The sequence below is a fragment of the Streptomyces sp. NPDC056169 genome, assembly GCF_042268445.1.
Taxonomy (GTDB): Bacteria; Actinomycetota; Actinomycetes; order Streptomycetales; family Streptomycetaceae; genus Streptomyces.
The window spans coordinates 142,354-158,589 of sequence record NZ_JBHJUO010000010.1; the positions used below are offsets into that span (position 1 = coordinate 142,354).

The following is a 16,236-nucleotide window of genomic DNA, read 5'->3' on the forward strand; positions in this document are numbered from 1 at the left end:
CTCAGCCCGCCAGGTAGGCGTCGTCGAGGTTGAGGTAGGAGAACTTGTTGAGCGTGACGCCGTGGAGCTTCTTGGCGGAGACCTGGACGGCGCCGCGGATGGCCAGGTCGATGATGAACGCCTCGTCGAGGAGGGTGTCGGTGATCTGCTGCCGGAGGGTGTTGGCGCGGGCGCCGTCGGCGGGGGTGGTCCAGGCCTCGCGGACGACCTTCGTGTAGGCGGCGGAGCGGAACTTGGAGGTGTTCTTGGCCTCGTTGAAGGGGTAGGCGCTGACGGCGAGGGTGGACGGCTGGACCTGGGCGAAGCCGTGGCTCATCGTCCAGAGGCCGGGCATGTTCTGGGAGATGAGGTTCTTCTGGGCGGCGGCGGAGTCGGTGGGCTGGAGGGTGACGTGGACGCCGATCTGCCGGAGGTCGTACTGGACGGCCTCGGCGACCGCGGTCTCGCCGGGCAGGTTGACGTGGAGGAGGGGCAGGTCGAGGCGGGTGTGGCCGGCGGACTTGAGGAGCTCGCGGGCCTTTCCGGGGTTGTGGGTGTAGTGGGTGCGGCCTGCTTCGGTGAAGGCGGGCGAGGACTTGGGCCAGGGGGTGGCGGAGGCGAGTCCGTAGCCGCCGAGGACCTGCTGGAGGATCCGCTCGCGGTCGATGCCCCAGGCGAGGGCCTGCCGGACGGTCTTGTCGTTCAGCGGGGCGACGGTGGTGTTGACGCCGAGGTACACGGCTCCCCCGCCGGTGGCGTACTCGCTGATGGCGAGCTCGGGGGTGGCGGCGACGACGGCGAGGTTCTTGCCGGGGACGCTGAAGGAGAGCTGGGACTGGCCGGTCCTGAGCGAGGAGAGGAGCGCGTCGGCCTGGGGCACGACGCGGAGTTCGACGCCGTCGAGGTAGGGCCGGCCGGGCTGCCAGTACGTCTCGTTGCGGGTGAGGCTGACCCCGGATCCGGGGCTCCACTTGGTCAGCCGGAAGGGTCCCGTACCGATGAGCTTCTTGCCGGTGACGGCGTCCTCGACGCTGTGCCGATCGGTGATGATCATGAACTCGAAGAGGTCGAAGAGGTTGTTCACCGGGTGGGCGAGCTTCAGGACGAGCTCGTTGTCACCGCGCTTCTCGAAACCGGTGACGGCTGCGGCCGTGGCCCTCAACTGGGCTGCTCGGAGAGGGTTCTGAAGGTTCTTCACCGCGAAGATCACGTCGTCGGCGGTGAAGGGGCGGCCGTCGTGGAAGGTGACGCCGGTGCGCAGGGCGAGGGTGATGCTGCGGCCGTCCTTGGCGTACTCCCAGGAGGTGGCGAGTTCCGGCTGCGGCTTCAGCCCGTCGTCGTAGCGGGTGAGGGTGTTGTAGATCAGCCGCTGCTGGAGCGACTGGGCGCTCTGGGCGAAGAGCAGGCTGGGCGTGAAGTCCGCGTTGACGGCGACGCTGAGGGTGCCGCCGCGCCGGGGCTGCGCGCCCGCCTTGCCCGCCTCGCCGGCCTGGCCCGAGGGGGCTTCGGTCTCGGAGACCGCTGAACGGCAGCCCGCGAGACCGAGCCCGAGGAGCAGGGCGCCGCCGCCCGCGGCGCGCAGGGTGGTGCGCCGGGTGGGAGCGGTGGGCGTGGTGGGGTACGACTCGGTCATCGTTGCCTGCCTGTGAAAGAGGTCGGAGGGCGCGGGGTGCGCGCATTCCTTCCGCTGCGGGAGAAATGCGCGCACCGGGCACGCGGGGGACGCGGGATGCGCGGTACGGGACGGGGTGTGACGGTGTACGTACGGCGAGACGGCCGGTCCGGCGGCCGTCAGTGGTTGCCGGTGGTTCCCAGTGATTGCCGGTGGTTCCCAGTGGTTGCCAGGAGTCGTCGCCGGCCGTCGGTGGCCGGGACGACAGGGCGCGAAAGGGGGCCGGAAGGCTGTGGGTCCGGGGGTGTTCGGCGCGGCCGGGGCGGAGTCAACGCACCCGAAGGGACGGAGTCAGCGCACCCGCCGGGGCGATCGGCCGAGCAACCGGAGCAGAGGGGTCAGCCGTGAAGGATCAGATGCGGACGGCACAGACCGCACTGGCCTGTCGACAGAGGTCGACGTGCCTGCGGGAGATGAGGCGCATGTCCGGATTCACGGGAGCAATATGACAGCGGCTCCGCGAGGCGGTCAACCGGTCATGCCCGCATTCTGAGACGACATCACCCTTCCCGGCCCTCGCCGAGCAGCTCGTCGACCGTCCGAAGAGGCCTTCTGAACAGGGGATTCAGCAGAACCGTGCCCGCCGCGACGGGCAGCGTGGCCGGTCCGGCATGTGGACTGACGATGCGTTCGGGGTCGTCGCAGACGTGCGAGAGGTCGATCGCCGCCCCGCGGATCTCCTCCAGATAGTCCGGTTCGAGGACGCTGGCGTGCTCGGTCACGACGACCAGGTCGGGGTTGAGGACGTCGATGAGCAGCGCGATGGCGCGCCCCACCGCCCGCGCCCGCTCGCGCAGCAGGCGATCGGCGCGCCGGTCCCCCGCCGCCGCCGCGTCCACGACGAGGAAGGTGTCGGGCTCGGGGACGATCCCCCTGCGCACGGCGGTGAGACCGAGCGCGGTGTTCGAGGCGGTCGCCTCCAGGCAGCCCGAACGCCCGCACGGGCAGGGGACGGTGGAGTCCGGTACCGGCAGGTGCGCCACGTCGCCGGCCGCCGAACCGGGGCCCTGGTGCACGATCCCGGCGAGACCGACGGCCGCGTCGACGACGTTGCCGATGAAGAGGTGGACGAGGCTGCGCCGGGCGGCGGGACGCCCGAAGAGGATCTCCGACTGGGCGATGGAACGGGCGTGGTTGTCGAGTCGTACGGTGTGCCCGCCGAGGCCCCGGGCGAGCTCCGCGGCCAGCGGGCGGCGACGCCAGCCGAGGGCGTCGTGGCGGACGACGACTCCCGCCGCGGGGTCCACCCAGCCGCCGACGGCGGCGCCGACGCCGAGCAGCGGGCGCCCCTGGGTGTGCTCGTCGAGGAAGCCCCGCAGGGCGCGGGCGACGGCGGCGGGCAGGCCGTCCGACGCGGTGCCGCCGTGCGGGTGGGTACGGCGGGCCAGGACCCGGCCGCGCAGGTCGACCAGGCCGAACGTCGAGCTGGGCACGCCGAGATGGACGCCGCCGACGACCGGCCCGCCCGATGCTCCGATGTGCAGGTCGACGGGGATCTGCGGTCGTCCCACACCGCCGCCTCCGGTCAGTTCCGGCAGCTCGCGCAGGAGACCGAGCCGGGTGAGGTCGGTGGCCTGGCGCGAGACGGCGGCCGGGCTGAGACCGGAGAGCCGGGCGACCGCGCCGCGGGCGACCGGGCCGTGGTCGAGGACGGTCCGCAGCACGGTGGCGGCGTTGGCCTCGCGCCGGCCGTCGCCCGCCATCCGGGAAGCGTGGGAGGGGGTCGTCATGGGTGCCTCTCTGCGTCACTGTTGCGGCGGTGTGAATTCGCGGGGCCGTCGGCGGCGGGGCCGTCGAGGCTCCGCCCGTGCGGGCCGATCCCTCGGAGTGGTGACGCATCGCCGCTGGTCAGCAGGGGTGCTGCGGGCGAACTGGGCTGCGGAGACCGAGGAGGACGGCGCCGGGCAGGCGCCGATTCAACCATCACGGGGCGCTGTTCGGGGCCCGGACGGTCGCTTGACGTCCCGCGACGGCCGCTGTCAGTCTCCGGGACATGTTCGCGACCTCCTCGTGTCCCGCCGGCTCCGGCGCCTGATTCTCGCGACCCCTTCGCGTGACGGGCTGGCCGCCCGTACCCGCACCACTCCGGCGCGCTGCGCCGCCTCCGTACACCGCTCTCGTGCGACGTACTCCCGCACTCCCGTGGTCCCGCACACCGGTAGTCCCGTACTCCGGTGCGCCTCCCCCGGCCGACGGGTTCCTCGTCGTCACGTCATTGCTTCCGCTCCGGAATTAATTCCTGAGCGCGTTCACACACACCTCCGAAAGGACCACCCCACCATGTCGACCACGACCACCACCGTCACCGTTCAGAAGGTCGGCGGCCGCCTCGGCGCCGTCATCTCCGGCGTCCGCCTCGGCGGCGACCTCTCAGCCGAGACCGTGGCCGAGATCCGTGCCGCGCTCCTCGCGCACAAGGTCGTCTTCTTCCGTGGCCAGGACCACCTGGACGAGGAGGCCCACGAGGCCTTCGGCAAGCTCCTCGGCACCCCCGTCGCGCACCCCACCGTCCCCTCCGTCGACGGCCGTTACTCCTTCCCCATCGACTCGGACCACGGCGCCCGGGCCAACCAGTGGCACACGGACGTCACCTTCGTGCCGGCGTACCCGGCCTTCTCGATCCTGCGGGCGGTGACCATTCCGCCGTACGGCGGCAACACCCTCTGGGCCAACACCGCGACCGCGTACGCCAAGCTGCCCGAGCCGCTCCGCGCGCTCGCCGACAGCCTGCGCGCCGTGCACTCCAACGACTACGACTACGCGGCCCTGCGCCCGGGCGTGCTGCCCGAGCAGCTCGCGCGCTTCCGTGAGGTCTTCGCCTCGACGAAGTACCTGACCGAGCACCCGGTCGTGCGGGTCCACCCGGAGACCGGCGAGCGCACGCTCCTCCTCGGCAACTTCGTGCAGCGGATCAACGGCCTCACCGGCGCCGACTCCCGTGCCCTGCTCGCGCTCTTCCAGTCGCACATCGAGCGCCCGGAGAACACGGTGCGCTGGCAGTGGCAGGTCGGCGACGTCGCCATCTGGGACAACCGCGCCACCCAGCACTACGGCGTCGACGACTCCGACGACCACGAGCGCAAGCTGCGCCGGGTGACCATCGACGGCGACGTGCCGGTCGGCGTGGACGGCGCCGCCTCGGTCCTCCTCGCGCCCGAGTCCGTCCCGGACCCGGCGTTCGGCATCGCCTCCGGCGCGTCCACGAAGGAGCCCGTCGCTGTCTGACCGGGGGCGCCCGGAAGGGCCGACGGCGCGGCGTTCCTCCCGTCCTGGGGCGCGCCCCAGGACGGGAGGGATACGTCAGGTCGGGGAGTTCGTCAGGACGGTGGGTGCGTCAGGACGGAAGTCGGGACGGAGGCCGGGACGGGGTGCGTCAGGAACCGGACGACTGGGCGTAGTCGCCGAAGCCGACCCAGTCGAGGGCGACGCAGGCCTCGTCGCCGAGGACCCATGCGTCGTGTCCGGGCTTGACCTCCATGAAGTCGCCGGCGCCGAACTCCACCGACTCCCCGTCGTCCATGACGACCTTCATCTTGCCGCTGACGATGTATCCGACGTGCGACGCCTGACAGCTGTCGGTGCCGGCGATCGGCTTCACGTGCTTGGACCACTGCCAGCCCGGCTCGAACACCGCACGGCCGACCGCTCCGCGATCGCCGTTGATCAGGTCGAGCCTGCCCTTGCCGTCCTCGAAGGGACGGGTCTCGTCCGCTGAATCGAAGCTCTTCTGTACGATCCCGGCCATCACGCTCTCCCGGCGGTGGAAAGGCCTGGCCCCGAGTCCACTTCCAGGCTACGCCGGGCCGGCCGGGCCCACCTTCGTTTGGTGGTTCCGGGCATATTCACGGGGCGAATTCTGTGCGCTTCCCCTAGCGGGTAAACCTACACATAAAGGACAGATAAGCGCACAATGGAGCCGCGGCATGATTGCCACACAAACGGTCAGACGCGCATGACGCCATAAGGAGGCGAGTCGTATGGCCGACGTCTCTCACCGTCCCGGTGATATCGCGGGACACCCCGATGCGTCGGAAATGCGGGATCGTTACGCCCGCATGCTCCAGACCCGAGGTGTCGCGGCGGTCGAGGAACTCGTGGTCCTCGCCGGAATCTACGCGGCGGTCTCCGCGTGGACGGTTCATTTCTCCGCCGCCCAGCCGGAACTCGCCATCAGCAACCTGGTCGTCGGCATCGGCATCGCGGCGCTCGGCCTCTGCATGTCGATGGCCCCCGAGCGGTCGCAGGACCTGAACTTCGTCGTACTGATCCTGGGCGTCTGGCTGATCGTCGCTCCGTGGCTGGTCGGGCAGAACCCCGACACCGGCACGATCCTGAGCAACGTGATCACCGGTGCGTGCGTCTGCCTGTTCTCCCTCACGGCCGGCGGGCTGCTCATGACCAAGAGAAGGACGTGACCTACTGACCTCTCCCGGAACGGCGGCGCCTCCCCTACGCGGAGGCGCCGCCGTTCACCGCGTCCGTCCGGCGACCGCGAGCGGCATAGAGCCGGTACGGAGCGTTTGCCCGTGCCGCCTTGTGCACGGTGGCGCACGACCGGTGTCCGCGGCCGCGCCTAGCCTCGCCGCATCGGCACCAACGAGGGGCGGTACCAGCGGTGAACTGGCACATCCATGACTATCGCGAGAGCGATCTCGCGGCCGTCGTCCATCTGATCGACACCACGGCCGAGCTCGGGCAGGAGTCCGTGTTCTCGCTCGCCGAGTGCATCGGGGCCCTCACCTCCCGGCAGCCGGCCGTGGTCGCCGTCCACCAGGGCGCGCCCATCGGCGCCGCGCTCGCCTGCGTCTCCGGCGAGCGGGCCTGGGTGATGCGGATCGCGATCTCCTCGGCGTGGCGCGGCCGCGGCCTGGCCAGTGCCCTCCTCGTGGAGCTGGAGCGGCGGCTCGTGGCGGCCCGGGTCGGGCGGATCGCGTACGTCCTCCCGGAGGAGGAGCTCCTCGGCGAGGGTCTGCTGAACGCCGGGTACACGCGGCAGCCGGCCGTCGCGTACTTCGAGAAGGTGGAGCCGCTGCACGGGCCCGCCGCCGGACTCCTCGACGACCTCGGCGGACGGCTGCTCCCCGGCGACCTGTGGGCGAAGGTCGCCGGGATGGAGCGGGAGAAGGACCTCATCGAGCGCCGGGTGGTCCTGCCGCTCGCCGAGCCGGAGCGGGCCACCCGGCACGGGGTGCGGCCGCCGCGCGCGGTCTGTCTCTTCGGCCCTCCCGGCACCGGCAAGACCACGTTCGCGCGGGGCATCGCCTCCCGGCTCGGCTGGCCCTTCGTGGAGATCCTGCCGTCCCGGCTCGCCGACGAGGGGAACCTCGCCGCCGCGCTGCGCTCCGCGTTCGCGCGGATCGCCGAACTGGAGCGGGTCCTCGTCTTCATCGACGAGGTCGAGGAGATCGCCCCGGTCCGCTCGGAGCCCGCGCAGCCCGGCGGCATGCACGGCGTCACCAACGAACTCCTGAAGCTGATACCGGGTTTCCGGGAGCGGGACGAGCGCCTCCTCGTCTGTGCCACCAACTCGATCCGCTCCCTCGACCCGGCGTTCCTGCGCCCCGGCCGCTTCGACTACCTCATCCCGATCGGTACGCCGGACAAGGTGGCGCGGGCCGCGATCTGGGCCCGCTACACGGACGGCCGGACGGACGTCGACATCGACGAACTCGTCCTGGCGAGCGATCTGTTCACCCCTGCCGACATCGAACACGCGGCCCGGATCGCCGCTCAGGCCTCCTTCGAGCGGGACCTGGTCGCGGTCGGCGGCCGGGGCGCGGACGACCCTACGCCGGGGGCGAGCACGGCGGACTATCTGGAGGCCATCGGGCAGTGCCGCCCGACGGTCACCCCCGAGATGGTCGAGCAGTTCGCCTCGGACATCACGACGCACGCCCGGACCTGAGGGCGAACTCCTCGTGCGCGGCGTCCAGTTCGGCTCGGTCGGGCGGCTGGGCGCCGGCGCGGGAGACGGTGACTGCCGCCGCGCTGCCGGCCCGGTCGAGCAGCCGCGCGAGCTCCTCGGCGGAGAGCTCGCCGAGCGCCGCCCTGTCCTGCCCGGCGAGGGTGTCGAGGACGGCGGACATGAAGGAGTCGCCCGCGCCGACGGTGTCGACGACGGAGACCGGCGGCGCCCCGGCGGCGACGGCGTGGTGCCGGGTCAGGGCGAACGAGCCGTCCGCGCCCCGGGTGACCAGGACGACGGCCGGTCCGAGGGTGAGCCAGCGGGCCGCGACCGCGAGCGGGTCCTCGCCGGGGTGGAGCCAGGCCAGGTCCTCGTCGCTCGCCTTGACGAGGTCGCTGAGGGCGACGCAGCGCTCGACCCGGGCGACGGCTTCGGCGTGCTCCCCCATCAGCTCCGGGCGGACGTTGGGGTCGTAGCTGACCGTGACCCGGTCGCGGAGCCGCCCGGTCTCGGCGAGCACGGTGTCCGCGCCGGGCGCGGTGACGGCGGCGATCGAGCCGATGTGCACATGGGAGGGAGACGCGTCGGCCTCCGCAGCCGCTCCGGCCTCCAGGGTCCAGGCGATGTCGAAGGTGTACGTGGCCCGGCCCCGCTCGTCGAGGCCGACGACCGCCGAAGGGGTGCGCGCGGGTGTGCCGCCGAGGGCGATCCGGACGCCCGCGCCCGTCAGATGGCCGGCGATCAGCCGGCCGGCGGGGTCGTCGGCGAGCTGGGTGAGCAGGGTGACGTCCCGGCCGAGGCGGGCGAGACCGTAGGCGACGTTGGCGGGGCTGCCGCCCGGGTGGACGCGGTCGGCGGCGCCGGAGCCCGCGGGGGCGCGGACGATGTCGGCGACGCACTCGCCGATCACCAGGAAGGACATGGGTCGGCGCTCCTCGGCGTAGGTGTCCCGGACGCGGGTGCCCTGGTGGACGACCCGGAGATGGTACGTCGCCGCGGGCTCCGGCCGTCATCGGGCCGCTGTCACTATCGTGTGCACGAAGGATGGCGGCGTGACTCGCCGGCGGTGTCGGCGGCGGTGCGGGGGAAGGACTTTCCGGTGGCGACGGTGGAGACGGTCGAGGGGCTCGCGGTCATCGCGTTCGGCGACGGGAAGGAGCTGGAGGCCTGGTTGGAGAAGCACCACGGGGACACCCCGGGTATCTGGCTGCTGCTCGCCAAGAAGGGCAGCGACCTCCCCTCGCCGACGGCGGACGAGATCCTCGACGGCACGCTCGTCTACGGCTGGATCACCGGCAAGCGCATCGCGCGCGACGAGCACACGTACCTCCAGAAGATCACCCCGCGTCGGCCGCGGAGCCTCTGGTCCCAGGTCAACGTCCGCCAGGTCGAGGCGCTCACCGCCGCCGGCCGGATGCGCGAGCCGGGCCTCGCGGAGGTGCGGGCGGCACAGGCGGACGGGCGGTGGGAGTCCGCGTACCCCTCCCAGAAGGACGCGACCGTCCCGGACGACCTGGCGGTCGCGCTCGCGGCGGATCCGCGTGCCGCGGCGGCCTTCGACGCCCTGGGGAAGACGGACCGCTACCTGGTGATCCTGAGCCTCTGGCAGGCGCGTACGGCGAAGACGCGGGCGGCCCGCCTGGAGCGGGCCGTGGCGGCGCTCGCGGCGGGCGGCCGGCCCCGCTGAGCGCGGGCCGGCCGGTCACGGCGCGGCAGGTCAGTCACGGCGCGGCAGGTCGGTCGCGGCAGGTCGGTCGCGGCGCAGCCGGTCAGTCTCGGCGCTGCCGGTACAGGACCTGGTGGGCGTCCCACTCCACGAAGGACTCCGCGTGCTCCATGCCGACGGCCTCCAGGAGGCGGCGCGAGCGGTCGTTGGCCTCCTGGGTGACCGCGACCACGCTCGGCGTGCTCTCCAGGACCCGTGCGACGACCGCGCCGACGGCCTCCCGGGCGTAACCCCTCCCCCAGTACTCGGGCAGGAACTGGTACGACACCTCCGTCTCCCCGTTCCGCGCGCCGGGCTCCACGGTGACGAGCCCCAGCAGGACGTCGTCCTCGGCCCGGATCACGGCGTGGAACCCGGCCGCCCCGACGATCCGCCGCTGCCGGATCCGGACGACGGGCTCCGTGACGGGGCCGCCGAGGTGATGCCGCACCTGGGGGTCGGTCCACAGCCGGGTCACGGCCGCGAGGTCGCCACGGCGCACGCTCCGCAGGAGCAGCCGGTCGGTGGCCGGCGGCGCGGGCGGCGCCGTGGTGGGGGTCGATGTCGGAGTCGGGGAGACGGGCATGGTTCCGATCCTCTCAGCCCGCCCCCGGGAACGACACCGGTGGTCCCGCACGTTACGGTCCTCTGATCGACGACGGTGTGGAGGTGGCGGGGGACGTGGGGACAGTCGTACGGCTGTGGGCGGCCGGGGAATTGCCGTACCGCGACGGGCTGTACCGCCCGGACGACACCGGCACGGAGGTGCACGTGGAGGGCCCCGGGGCGTACCACCCGGACGCCCGGCAACCGATCCCGTTCCGTCTCGGCGATCCGATCGACGTGGACCGGGCCGTCGAGGAGGACGGCACCGCGGAGGTGGACCACTTCTTCGAGAGCGCGCTGCCGGACGGATCGGGACGGATGTGCGGCGGTGGCGCCGGCATGGGCAACACCGGCCACCTCGCCCGTCTGAACGCCGACGGCTCCTTGCGCTGGGTGGCCTTCATGTACTGCTCGAACCCGTTCGTGGGGGTGCGCTACGAAGGAACGGCGGCCGTCTTCACCAACGACTGGGGAAACGAGCTGCGCCTCGACCTCGCCGACCCCTCGCTCGCCTGACCCGACCACCGGAGCCCTCCACCATGCCCATCCGTGTCCTCCAGGGACTCGCCCTCCTCGCCACCGGCCTCCTCACGGGTGCCTTCGGGTACGGCGCGGCCAACCTCGTCCCCACGTTCAACGCCGTACCGCTCGACATGCGGCTCTCCTTCCACGCCGAGCTGATGAAGATGAACGGCATCACGATGCAGGCGGCCATGGCGGTGTCGACGCTGAGTGCCCTGACCCTCGCCGTCCTCACCCGCGGCCGCGCCCGGCTGATGGCGGGCGCGGCGGCTCTGCTGACGCTCGCGTCCTTCCTCATCACCCGCCTCGGCAACGTGCCGATCAACGGTCGCATCAAGGAGTGGGCGCTCACCGCGGCCCCCGCCGACCACGCGGAGATCCTGCGGCGCTGGGAGCTGTTCAACAACCTGCGCACGCTCACGGCGCTCGCCGCGTTCGTCTTGTTGATCGTCCTCTGCCTGTGGCGTCCGGGGGCCGTCCCACCCGCCGCACCCGCTTCGGCCCAGGACCCGGCCGACGCTACGGCCCAGGAGACAGCCAAGCGCTCGGCCTAGTCCGAGCGGCCGACGCGGGTCCGGTCCCCCGGCCGAGGCGGGGTGGGCGCCGGTGACACCAGGATGAGCGTCATGAAGATCGGAATCCTCGGAACAGGCAATGTAGGACGGGCTCTCGCTGCCGGCTGGCTGCGGGCGGGCCACGACGTCGTCCTCGGGTCACGGCGGCCCGGTGACGAAGAGCTCCTCACCGGGCTCAAGGAGCTCCACCGGGCGGGGTTACGGGTCGACGACCCCGCCGGGACCGCCGCGCACGCGGAGGTCCTCGTGAACGCGACCCCGGGCACGGCCTCCGTGGCGCTGCTCGCGTCGATCGGCGCCCCGGCCCTCGCCGGGAAGGTCCTCCTCGACGTCGCGGTCGGCTTCCTGGAGGACGAGTCGCTCTCGCACCCGGTCGTCAGCCTCGGCGAGGAGATCCAGCGGGCGTTCCCGGAGACCCGCGTGGTGAAGACCCTCTGCACGATCGACCGCGAGGTGATGGTCGCACCGGACTCCCTGGCGGGGCCCAGCACGCTCTTCCTCTCCGGGGAGGACGCGGAGGCCAAGCGGGTCGTGGGCGGGCTCGTGACCGACCTCGGCTGGCCCGCCGATTCGCTGCTCGACCTGGGCGGCATCGCCACCGCCCGGGGACAGGAGCATTTCGCGCTGCTCTTCGTCGGGATCGCCCTGTCGACGGGCACCTTCGCGTTCAACATCCGGGTCGTGCCTCCGGCCGCCCACGACGAACAGAGCTGAGGGCGAACGCCGTTCGGCCCCGCTCCCCGCTCCCCGCTCCCCGGTGCCTCAGTCCGCCACGGCAGCCGTCAGGGCGGCCTTGATCGCCGGCCAGTCCGGGGCCGTCGGCTCGTACGTCTCCGTCGCGGTGGCGACGTCCTTGTAGCCGCTGGACGTGACCACGCACACCACCGGGCCGTCGTTCTCGCGTGGCCCGTGGGCCCGCAGACCGGCGAGGCCGGCCGCCGACGAGGTCTCGCACCAGAGCCCCTGGGAGGCCAACTCCACACGGGCTGCGATCATCTGATCGTCCGTCACCGTCCGCGCCGCTCCCCCGGTCGTCCGGACGGCGAGGACGCCGCGGTAGCTGTTGATCTCGCAGTCGATGGCGTAGGCGAGGGTGGGCCCGACGGGGACGCGGGCGGTGGGGCGGCCGGTGCGGAGGGCCTCGGTGAGCGCGCCGGCGGCGGCGGGCTCGGTCGCGTACATCCGGGGGACGGAGTCGGTCACCCCGAGTCGGGCGAGCTCCTGGAACCCCTTGGCGACTCCGAAGAGCAACTCGCCGTATCCGGTGGGGAGGTGGACCGCCGCGGGAGCCCTTCCGAGGTCGAGGGCGATCTCGTACGCGAGGGTCTTGTAGCCCTCGGGGCCGAAGGGGTGCCCGGTGTGGGCGGTGTCCGTGACGCTGCTGACGGCCTGGAAGTCGAGTTCGTCGACGATCCGGCGCATCAGGGGGCGGACCGACGCGTACGGGACGGTCAGGACCGTCGCCCCGTAGGCGCGGAGGTGGGAGGCCACGGCGGGCGGGGCGTGCGGGGAGGTGAAGACGGCGCAGGGCAGTCCGGCGCGGGCCGCGTAGGCGGCGGCCGCAGCGCCGTGGTTGCCGGAGGAGGAGACGACGATCCCGCGCGCGCCCGAGGCGACGGCGGCACTGACGGCGACCCGGTTGAGGCGGTCCTTGTGGCTCCATGTGGGGTTGCGCGACTCGTCCTTGACCCAGACGCCGTCGGAGAGCGCGACCATCGGGGTGTTGCCCTCGCCGAGGCCGGGCGCGGCGAGCGGCGGGAGCAGCGGGGCCCACCGTTCGAGGCCATGGGCGGCCGGGCGCGTGAACAGGTCGGCCGGGACCTGGTCGTACGCGTAGTCGATGTCGAGGGGATACGCGACCTCGTCGGTGGAGGTGACGGGGCAGCCCGCCGTGAGCGGCGGCCACAGCGGGTGGCGCACGGAGGGATCGGCGAGCGAGCGCTGGGCGGTGGCGAGCGAGCGGTGTGCCGTGGCGGGCTGGTTCACACGATGGCCTTTCGGGTGGTGGTGCCGTCGACTCTCCGGTTCGGGTGGCGGTCCGGTTCAGCCCATGCGTCGGCGCAGCGCGGCGAGGGCGCCCGGCCGGCGGCCGGGGACCTTCTCCCGCAGCGCGACCAGGGCGGGGCCGAGGGAGTCGGCCCTGGCACGGTCACCGATCTGCTCCCACTGGTGGTGGGCCCGGTCGACGGCGGCCTCGACGTCGGGGTCGTCCGCCTGTTGCCGCAGGGCGAGTCTGAACTCGGCTGCCGACAGCCACAGTTCGCAGCTGCGGGCCGGTTCGCCGGCGAGGCGGGCGAGGTCGGCCCGCACCTCCGTCCAGTGCACGGCCTCCGCGGACCGGGGTCCGTGACGGCGCAGGGCATCGCTCTCCCAGGCGGCGGCCACCGCGGCCGCCTCGCCGTGCCGGCCGGCCCTCGCCGCTTCGAGGATCGCGGGATGCGGATCCTGGGCGACGGCGGGTGCCGGTGCGGGTGCGCGTGCGGGAGGAGCTTGGTACGGAGGAGGAGCCGGGTGCCCAGCAGGAGCCTGGTGCGGTACGGGAGCCGCGTACGGAGCAGGAGCATGGTTCGTCACGGGGGCCGCGTACGGAGCGGGGGCCGCGTACGGAGCAGGGGCCGGGTTCGAGGCGGGAGCCGGGTTCGGGGCAGGGGCCAGGTTCCCGGGGGCCAGGAGGAGCGCCTCCGGGGCGGGCGTGTGAGCCGCCGCACGGATGGCCGCCTCGGCGTGCATCGCGGGGTGCGGCGGGCGGGCGCCGGCGCGCCAGAGCTCCGCCCAGGCGCGGAGGTAGTCGGGGGTCGTGGGCTCGCCCCGGCGCGGGGCCGGCGTCACCCGTCCGTACAGGTACGGCCCGGGGCCCAGGTGGAGCAGGTCCGGTGCGGCCGCGAGGCGCTGCCAGACCTCGGGGTCCGCCGCGAGGTCGGCGACCACGGTCGTGGTGCCGGGGGGCCGTCCGCCGAGTTCGCCGGCCAGCCAGTGCCAGGGCAGTGCCGTGTAGCGCAGGGTCGCCGTGGTGGTGCGGGCAAGGGCGAGATGGGGCAGGAACTGCCGTTTGTCGAGATGGAGTTGGCCCGCGAGGAAGAGGACGAGGGGGCCGGGGCTCGCCGCCGCCGCGCGCAGGCGGGTGAGGACGGTCTGGGGGTCCAGCGGGTCGGCGAGTTCGACGACGGTGGCGGTGGCCGTGCCGGTGAGGACGGCGGGCGGTACGGCGGCGAGAGCCGGCAGTACGGACGCGGCGTCCATCGCGCGGCCCCGTCCGGCGGGCGCGGCGGCGAGCAGCACCGCCGTACCCACATCGTTCACACCCGCCCCACCCGTACCCGCCGCGCCCGTGACCGTACGCACACCCTCGTCCGCGCCCCCGCCCGGATGTATGTCCGCACCCGGATTCGCGCGTGGCCGCGCGTCGGCCGGCGCGCCCGTACGCGCGCTCGTTCCCCGCATCCGCGTACCTGCCGCGTGCGTGCTCACCGTGCCGTTTCCGTCGTCGATCACCACCCCCGCACCGTAACGCGTCGCGGCCTGTCCGATAATCGTCGGGCCGTTGGCATATGCCGGAAGCACCACCGGATCGAGTGTTGCCAAATCCCTTACGAGCTGTCTCGGGCTGTGCAACAGTCGAGGACGGGCCTCCTTTTCCCACCTGGCCGCGCCGCGCCTGTATCGGAGTACGACATGCCGTCCCATCTGTTCGCGGACCGTCCCGCCCAGCCGCCGGAACCGGATGCGGTGGACGCGCTGATCTCGCAGACCCGTCGCCTGCGCGGCGAGGTGGACGCCGTCCGCCGGGACTCCGTGACGGACGACGACGATCCCCAGCAGCGGTGGCAGCGTGCCCTGTGCGACCTCGCGGTGCACCAACTCGACGACCTGGGCGCCCACTTGGGACAGCTCCGGGTCGGCGTCCCGGAGGGGGCCGCACCCGGGACCGACGCCAAGGCCGACGCCGATCCCGAGGCCGTCCTCGGCACGGCACTCACCGCCGACGCCGCCCCCGGTACCGCCTACGGCGAGGCCCCCCCGGCCCGTACCGGCTCGCTGCTCTCCCGCGTCGGCAGTGCCGAGTGGAACCTCCTCACCGACGAGGTGAGTTGGTCCGAGGAGCTGTTCCAGATCTTCGGCCGCCCCCGCGAGAGCGGCCCGATGTCGCTGGACGAGCTGCCCTCCATGGTCTTCGCCGAGGACCAGTCCGTCCTCCAGGGAATGGTGACGGACTGCCTCATCGACGGAAAGCCGATCGACGGCGAGTTCCGGATCATCCGGACGGACGGCCGTGTACGTACCGTCCACATGACGGGTGAGCCCGTCCTCGACGCCGACGGCTGCACCGCCTCCATGTGGGCCGTTCTCCGCGACGTCAGCGAACTGCGGCGCAGCCAGCGGGCGGTCCGCGAGAGCCGGGACAGCCTGGAGCGCAGCCGTCACATGGAGCGCACCGAGCGACGCGTCGCCGTCGAGCTCCAGGAAGCGGTGCTCCCGCCGTGGCGCGGCTCGCTCCGCTTCGCCCACGACGGCCCCGCCCCGCTCGACGTGGCGGCCCACTACCTGCCGGCCGCCAGCACCGGCCTCATCGGCGGCGACTGGTACGACGCGCTGGCGCTGCCGGGCGGCGACGCCCTCCTCACCGTCGGCGATCTGACGGGCCACGGGGTCGCCGCGACCTCCTCGATGGCCATGCTCCTCGGCGCGCTGCGCGGCATGGCCGTGGCCGGAATCCGCCCCGGCGCCCTGATGGGCCACCTCAACCAGCTCCTGGAGACCTCCGTACAGCCCGCGCTCGGCAGCGCGATGTGCTGCCGGTACGACCCGGTCGCCCAGACACTGACCTGGTCGCAGGCCGGGCACCCCGCCCCGCTGCTCTTCCGCGACGGGACGGGGCTCGCCCTCCGCCGGCCCGAGGGCGTGCTCCTCGGGGCGACGAGCGGCGGGAGGTACGGCGAGACCGAGACCCGCCTGCTCCCCGGTGACCTGCTGGTGCTGCACACGGACGGACTGACCCGTGGCAGCGGCGTTCACGACGACACCGGCACGCGACGGCTGCTCACCCTCGGCCCCCGGCTCACCGAGGCGCGGGACGCCCAGGAATGCGTGCGCGCGGTGATCGAGGAGTTCGGCGAGGAGCCGCGCGAGGACGACGCCTGCGTGATGGTGGTACGCGTCGGCCACTGACGGAGCCAGGAATCGTCGAGCAGCCCGGGATCACTGACCGGTTCCGGGTCGCCGACGTGTCCGGCTTCCGGGTCGCCCCCTTCGCACCCCGCCCCCATGAGAGGAC

The 16,236-nt window shown here is 73.0% G+C and carries 16 protein-coding genes; 8 read left to right on the plus strand and 8 right to left on the minus strand.

Annotated features, from left to right (window positions below):
- Position 1: 1 nt before the first annotated feature.
- The 3 genes from ACFC0G_RS17960 to ACFC0G_RS17970 form a co-directional block, all read right to left on the minus strand.
- Positions 2–1,612, minus strand: a complete 1,611-nt coding sequence (locus ACFC0G_RS17960) for an ABC transporter substrate-binding protein (RefSeq protein ID WP_376404175.1) — start codon at positions 1,610–1,612, stop codon at positions 2–4.
- A 391-nt stretch (positions 1,613–2,003) separates the two neighbouring features.
- Complete coding sequence (locus ACFC0G_RS17965) at positions 2,004–2,075, minus strand: putative leader peptide (protein ID WP_351768172.1); 72 nt, start codon at positions 2,073–2,075, stop codon at positions 2,004–2,006.
- Positions 2,076–2,151: 76 nt separating this feature from the next.
- Positions 2,152–3,381: an ROK family protein gene (locus tag ACFC0G_RS17970; protein ID WP_376404177.1), complete on the minus strand. Its 1,230-nt coding sequence runs from the start codon at positions 3,379–3,381 to the stop codon at positions 2,152–2,154.
- 550 nt (positions 3,382–3,931) lie between these two features.
- Here ACFC0G_RS17970 and ACFC0G_RS17975 point away from each other — a divergent pair.
- On the plus strand, positions 3,932–4,876 hold the full coding sequence (locus ACFC0G_RS17975) for a TauD/TfdA dioxygenase family protein (protein WP_376404179.1): 945 nt from the start codon (positions 3,932–3,934) through the stop codon (positions 4,874–4,876).
- A gap of 148 nt (positions 4,877–5,024) precedes the next feature.
- Here ACFC0G_RS17975 and ACFC0G_RS17980 read toward each other — a convergent pair whose 3' ends face one another.
- Complete coding sequence (locus ACFC0G_RS17980; protein ID WP_376404181.1) at positions 5,025–5,396, minus strand: cupin domain-containing protein; 372 nt, start codon at positions 5,394–5,396, stop codon at positions 5,025–5,027.
- 310 nt (positions 5,397–5,706) lie between these two features.
- Between ACFC0G_RS17980 and ACFC0G_RS17985 the strand changes: the two genes are divergently transcribed.
- Together ACFC0G_RS17985 and ACFC0G_RS17990 are read left to right on the plus strand one after the other, a co-directional pair.
- Positions 5,707–6,066 (plus strand): SPW repeat protein, encoded by a 360-nt coding sequence (locus ACFC0G_RS17985; RefSeq protein WP_376404183.1) that lies wholly within the window; start codon positions 5,707–5,709, stop codon positions 6,064–6,066.
- A 200-nt stretch (positions 6,067–6,266) separates the two neighbouring features.
- The gene (locus tag ACFC0G_RS17990; RefSeq protein WP_376404185.1) at positions 6,267–7,556 is read left to right on the plus strand and encodes an ATP-binding protein; all 1,290 of its coding nucleotides are present in this window, start codon (positions 6,267–6,269) and stop codon (positions 7,554–7,556) included.
- Here ACFC0G_RS17990 and ACFC0G_RS17995 read toward each other — a convergent pair.
- Positions 7,534–8,478, minus strand: coding sequence for a carbohydrate kinase (locus tag ACFC0G_RS17995; RefSeq protein ID WP_376404187.1), 945 nt, complete (start codon positions 8,476–8,478; stop codon positions 7,534–7,536). The genes ACFC0G_RS17990 and ACFC0G_RS17995 overlap by 23 nt on opposite strands.
- A gap of 186 nt (positions 8,479–8,664) precedes the next feature.
- Here ACFC0G_RS17995 and ACFC0G_RS18000 point away from each other — a divergent pair, with 186 nt between their 5' ends.
- The gene (locus tag ACFC0G_RS18000) at positions 8,665–9,243 is read left to right on the plus strand and encodes a YdeI family protein (RefSeq protein WP_376404531.1); all 579 of its coding nucleotides are present in this window, start codon (positions 8,665–8,667) and stop codon (positions 9,241–9,243) included.
- A gap of 82 nt (positions 9,244–9,325) precedes the next feature.
- Here ACFC0G_RS18000 and ACFC0G_RS18005 read toward each other — a convergent pair whose 3' ends face one another.
- Complete coding sequence (locus tag ACFC0G_RS18005; RefSeq protein ID WP_376404189.1) at positions 9,326–9,847, minus strand: GNAT family N-acetyltransferase; 522 nt, start codon at positions 9,845–9,847, stop codon at positions 9,326–9,328.
- A 95-nt stretch (positions 9,848–9,942) separates the two neighbouring features.
- On the opposite strand from ACFC0G_RS18005, the gene ACFC0G_RS18010 reads away from it, so the two are divergent.
- The 3 genes from ACFC0G_RS18010 to ACFC0G_RS18020 all read left to right on the plus strand — a co-directional run bounded on the left by ACFC0G_RS18010 (position 9,943) and on the right by ACFC0G_RS18020 (position 11,678).
- Complete coding sequence (locus ACFC0G_RS18010) at positions 9,943–10,383, plus strand: hypothetical protein (RefSeq protein ID WP_376404191.1); 441 nt, start codon at positions 9,943–9,945, stop codon at positions 10,381–10,383.
- 23 nt (positions 10,384–10,406) lie between these two features.
- Positions 10,407–10,943, plus strand: a complete 537-nt coding sequence (locus ACFC0G_RS18015) for an anthrone oxygenase family protein (RefSeq protein WP_376404193.1) — start codon at positions 10,407–10,409, stop codon at positions 10,941–10,943.
- Positions 10,944–11,015: 72 nt separating this feature from the next.
- Positions 11,016–11,678, plus strand: coding sequence for an NADPH-dependent F420 reductase (locus tag ACFC0G_RS18020; RefSeq protein ID WP_376404195.1), 663 nt, complete (start codon positions 11,016–11,018; stop codon positions 11,676–11,678).
- A gap of 48 nt (positions 11,679–11,726) precedes the next feature.
- On the opposite strand, the gene ACFC0G_RS18025 is transcribed toward ACFC0G_RS18020, so the two are convergent.
- Together ACFC0G_RS18025 and ACFC0G_RS18030 are read right to left on the minus strand one after the other, a co-directional pair.
- Positions 11,727–12,950: a pyridoxal-phosphate dependent enzyme gene (locus ACFC0G_RS18025; protein ID WP_376404197.1), complete on the minus strand. Its 1,224-nt coding sequence runs from the start codon at positions 12,948–12,950 to the stop codon at positions 11,727–11,729.
- Between the two features lie 57 nt (positions 12,951–13,007).
- A complete protein-coding gene (locus ACFC0G_RS18030; protein ID WP_376404199.1) occupies positions 13,008–14,264 on the minus strand; it encodes a hypothetical protein in 1,257 nt (418 codons plus the stop codon).
- Between the two features lie 372 nt (positions 14,265–14,636).
- Here ACFC0G_RS18030 and ACFC0G_RS18035 point away from each other — a divergent pair, with 372 nt between their 5' ends.
- A complete protein-coding gene (locus ACFC0G_RS18035) occupies positions 14,637–16,130 on the plus strand; it encodes a PP2C family protein-serine/threonine phosphatase (RefSeq protein WP_376404201.1) in 1,494 nt (497 codons plus the stop codon).
- The last annotated feature ends 106 nt before the right edge of the window (positions 16,131–16,236 follow it).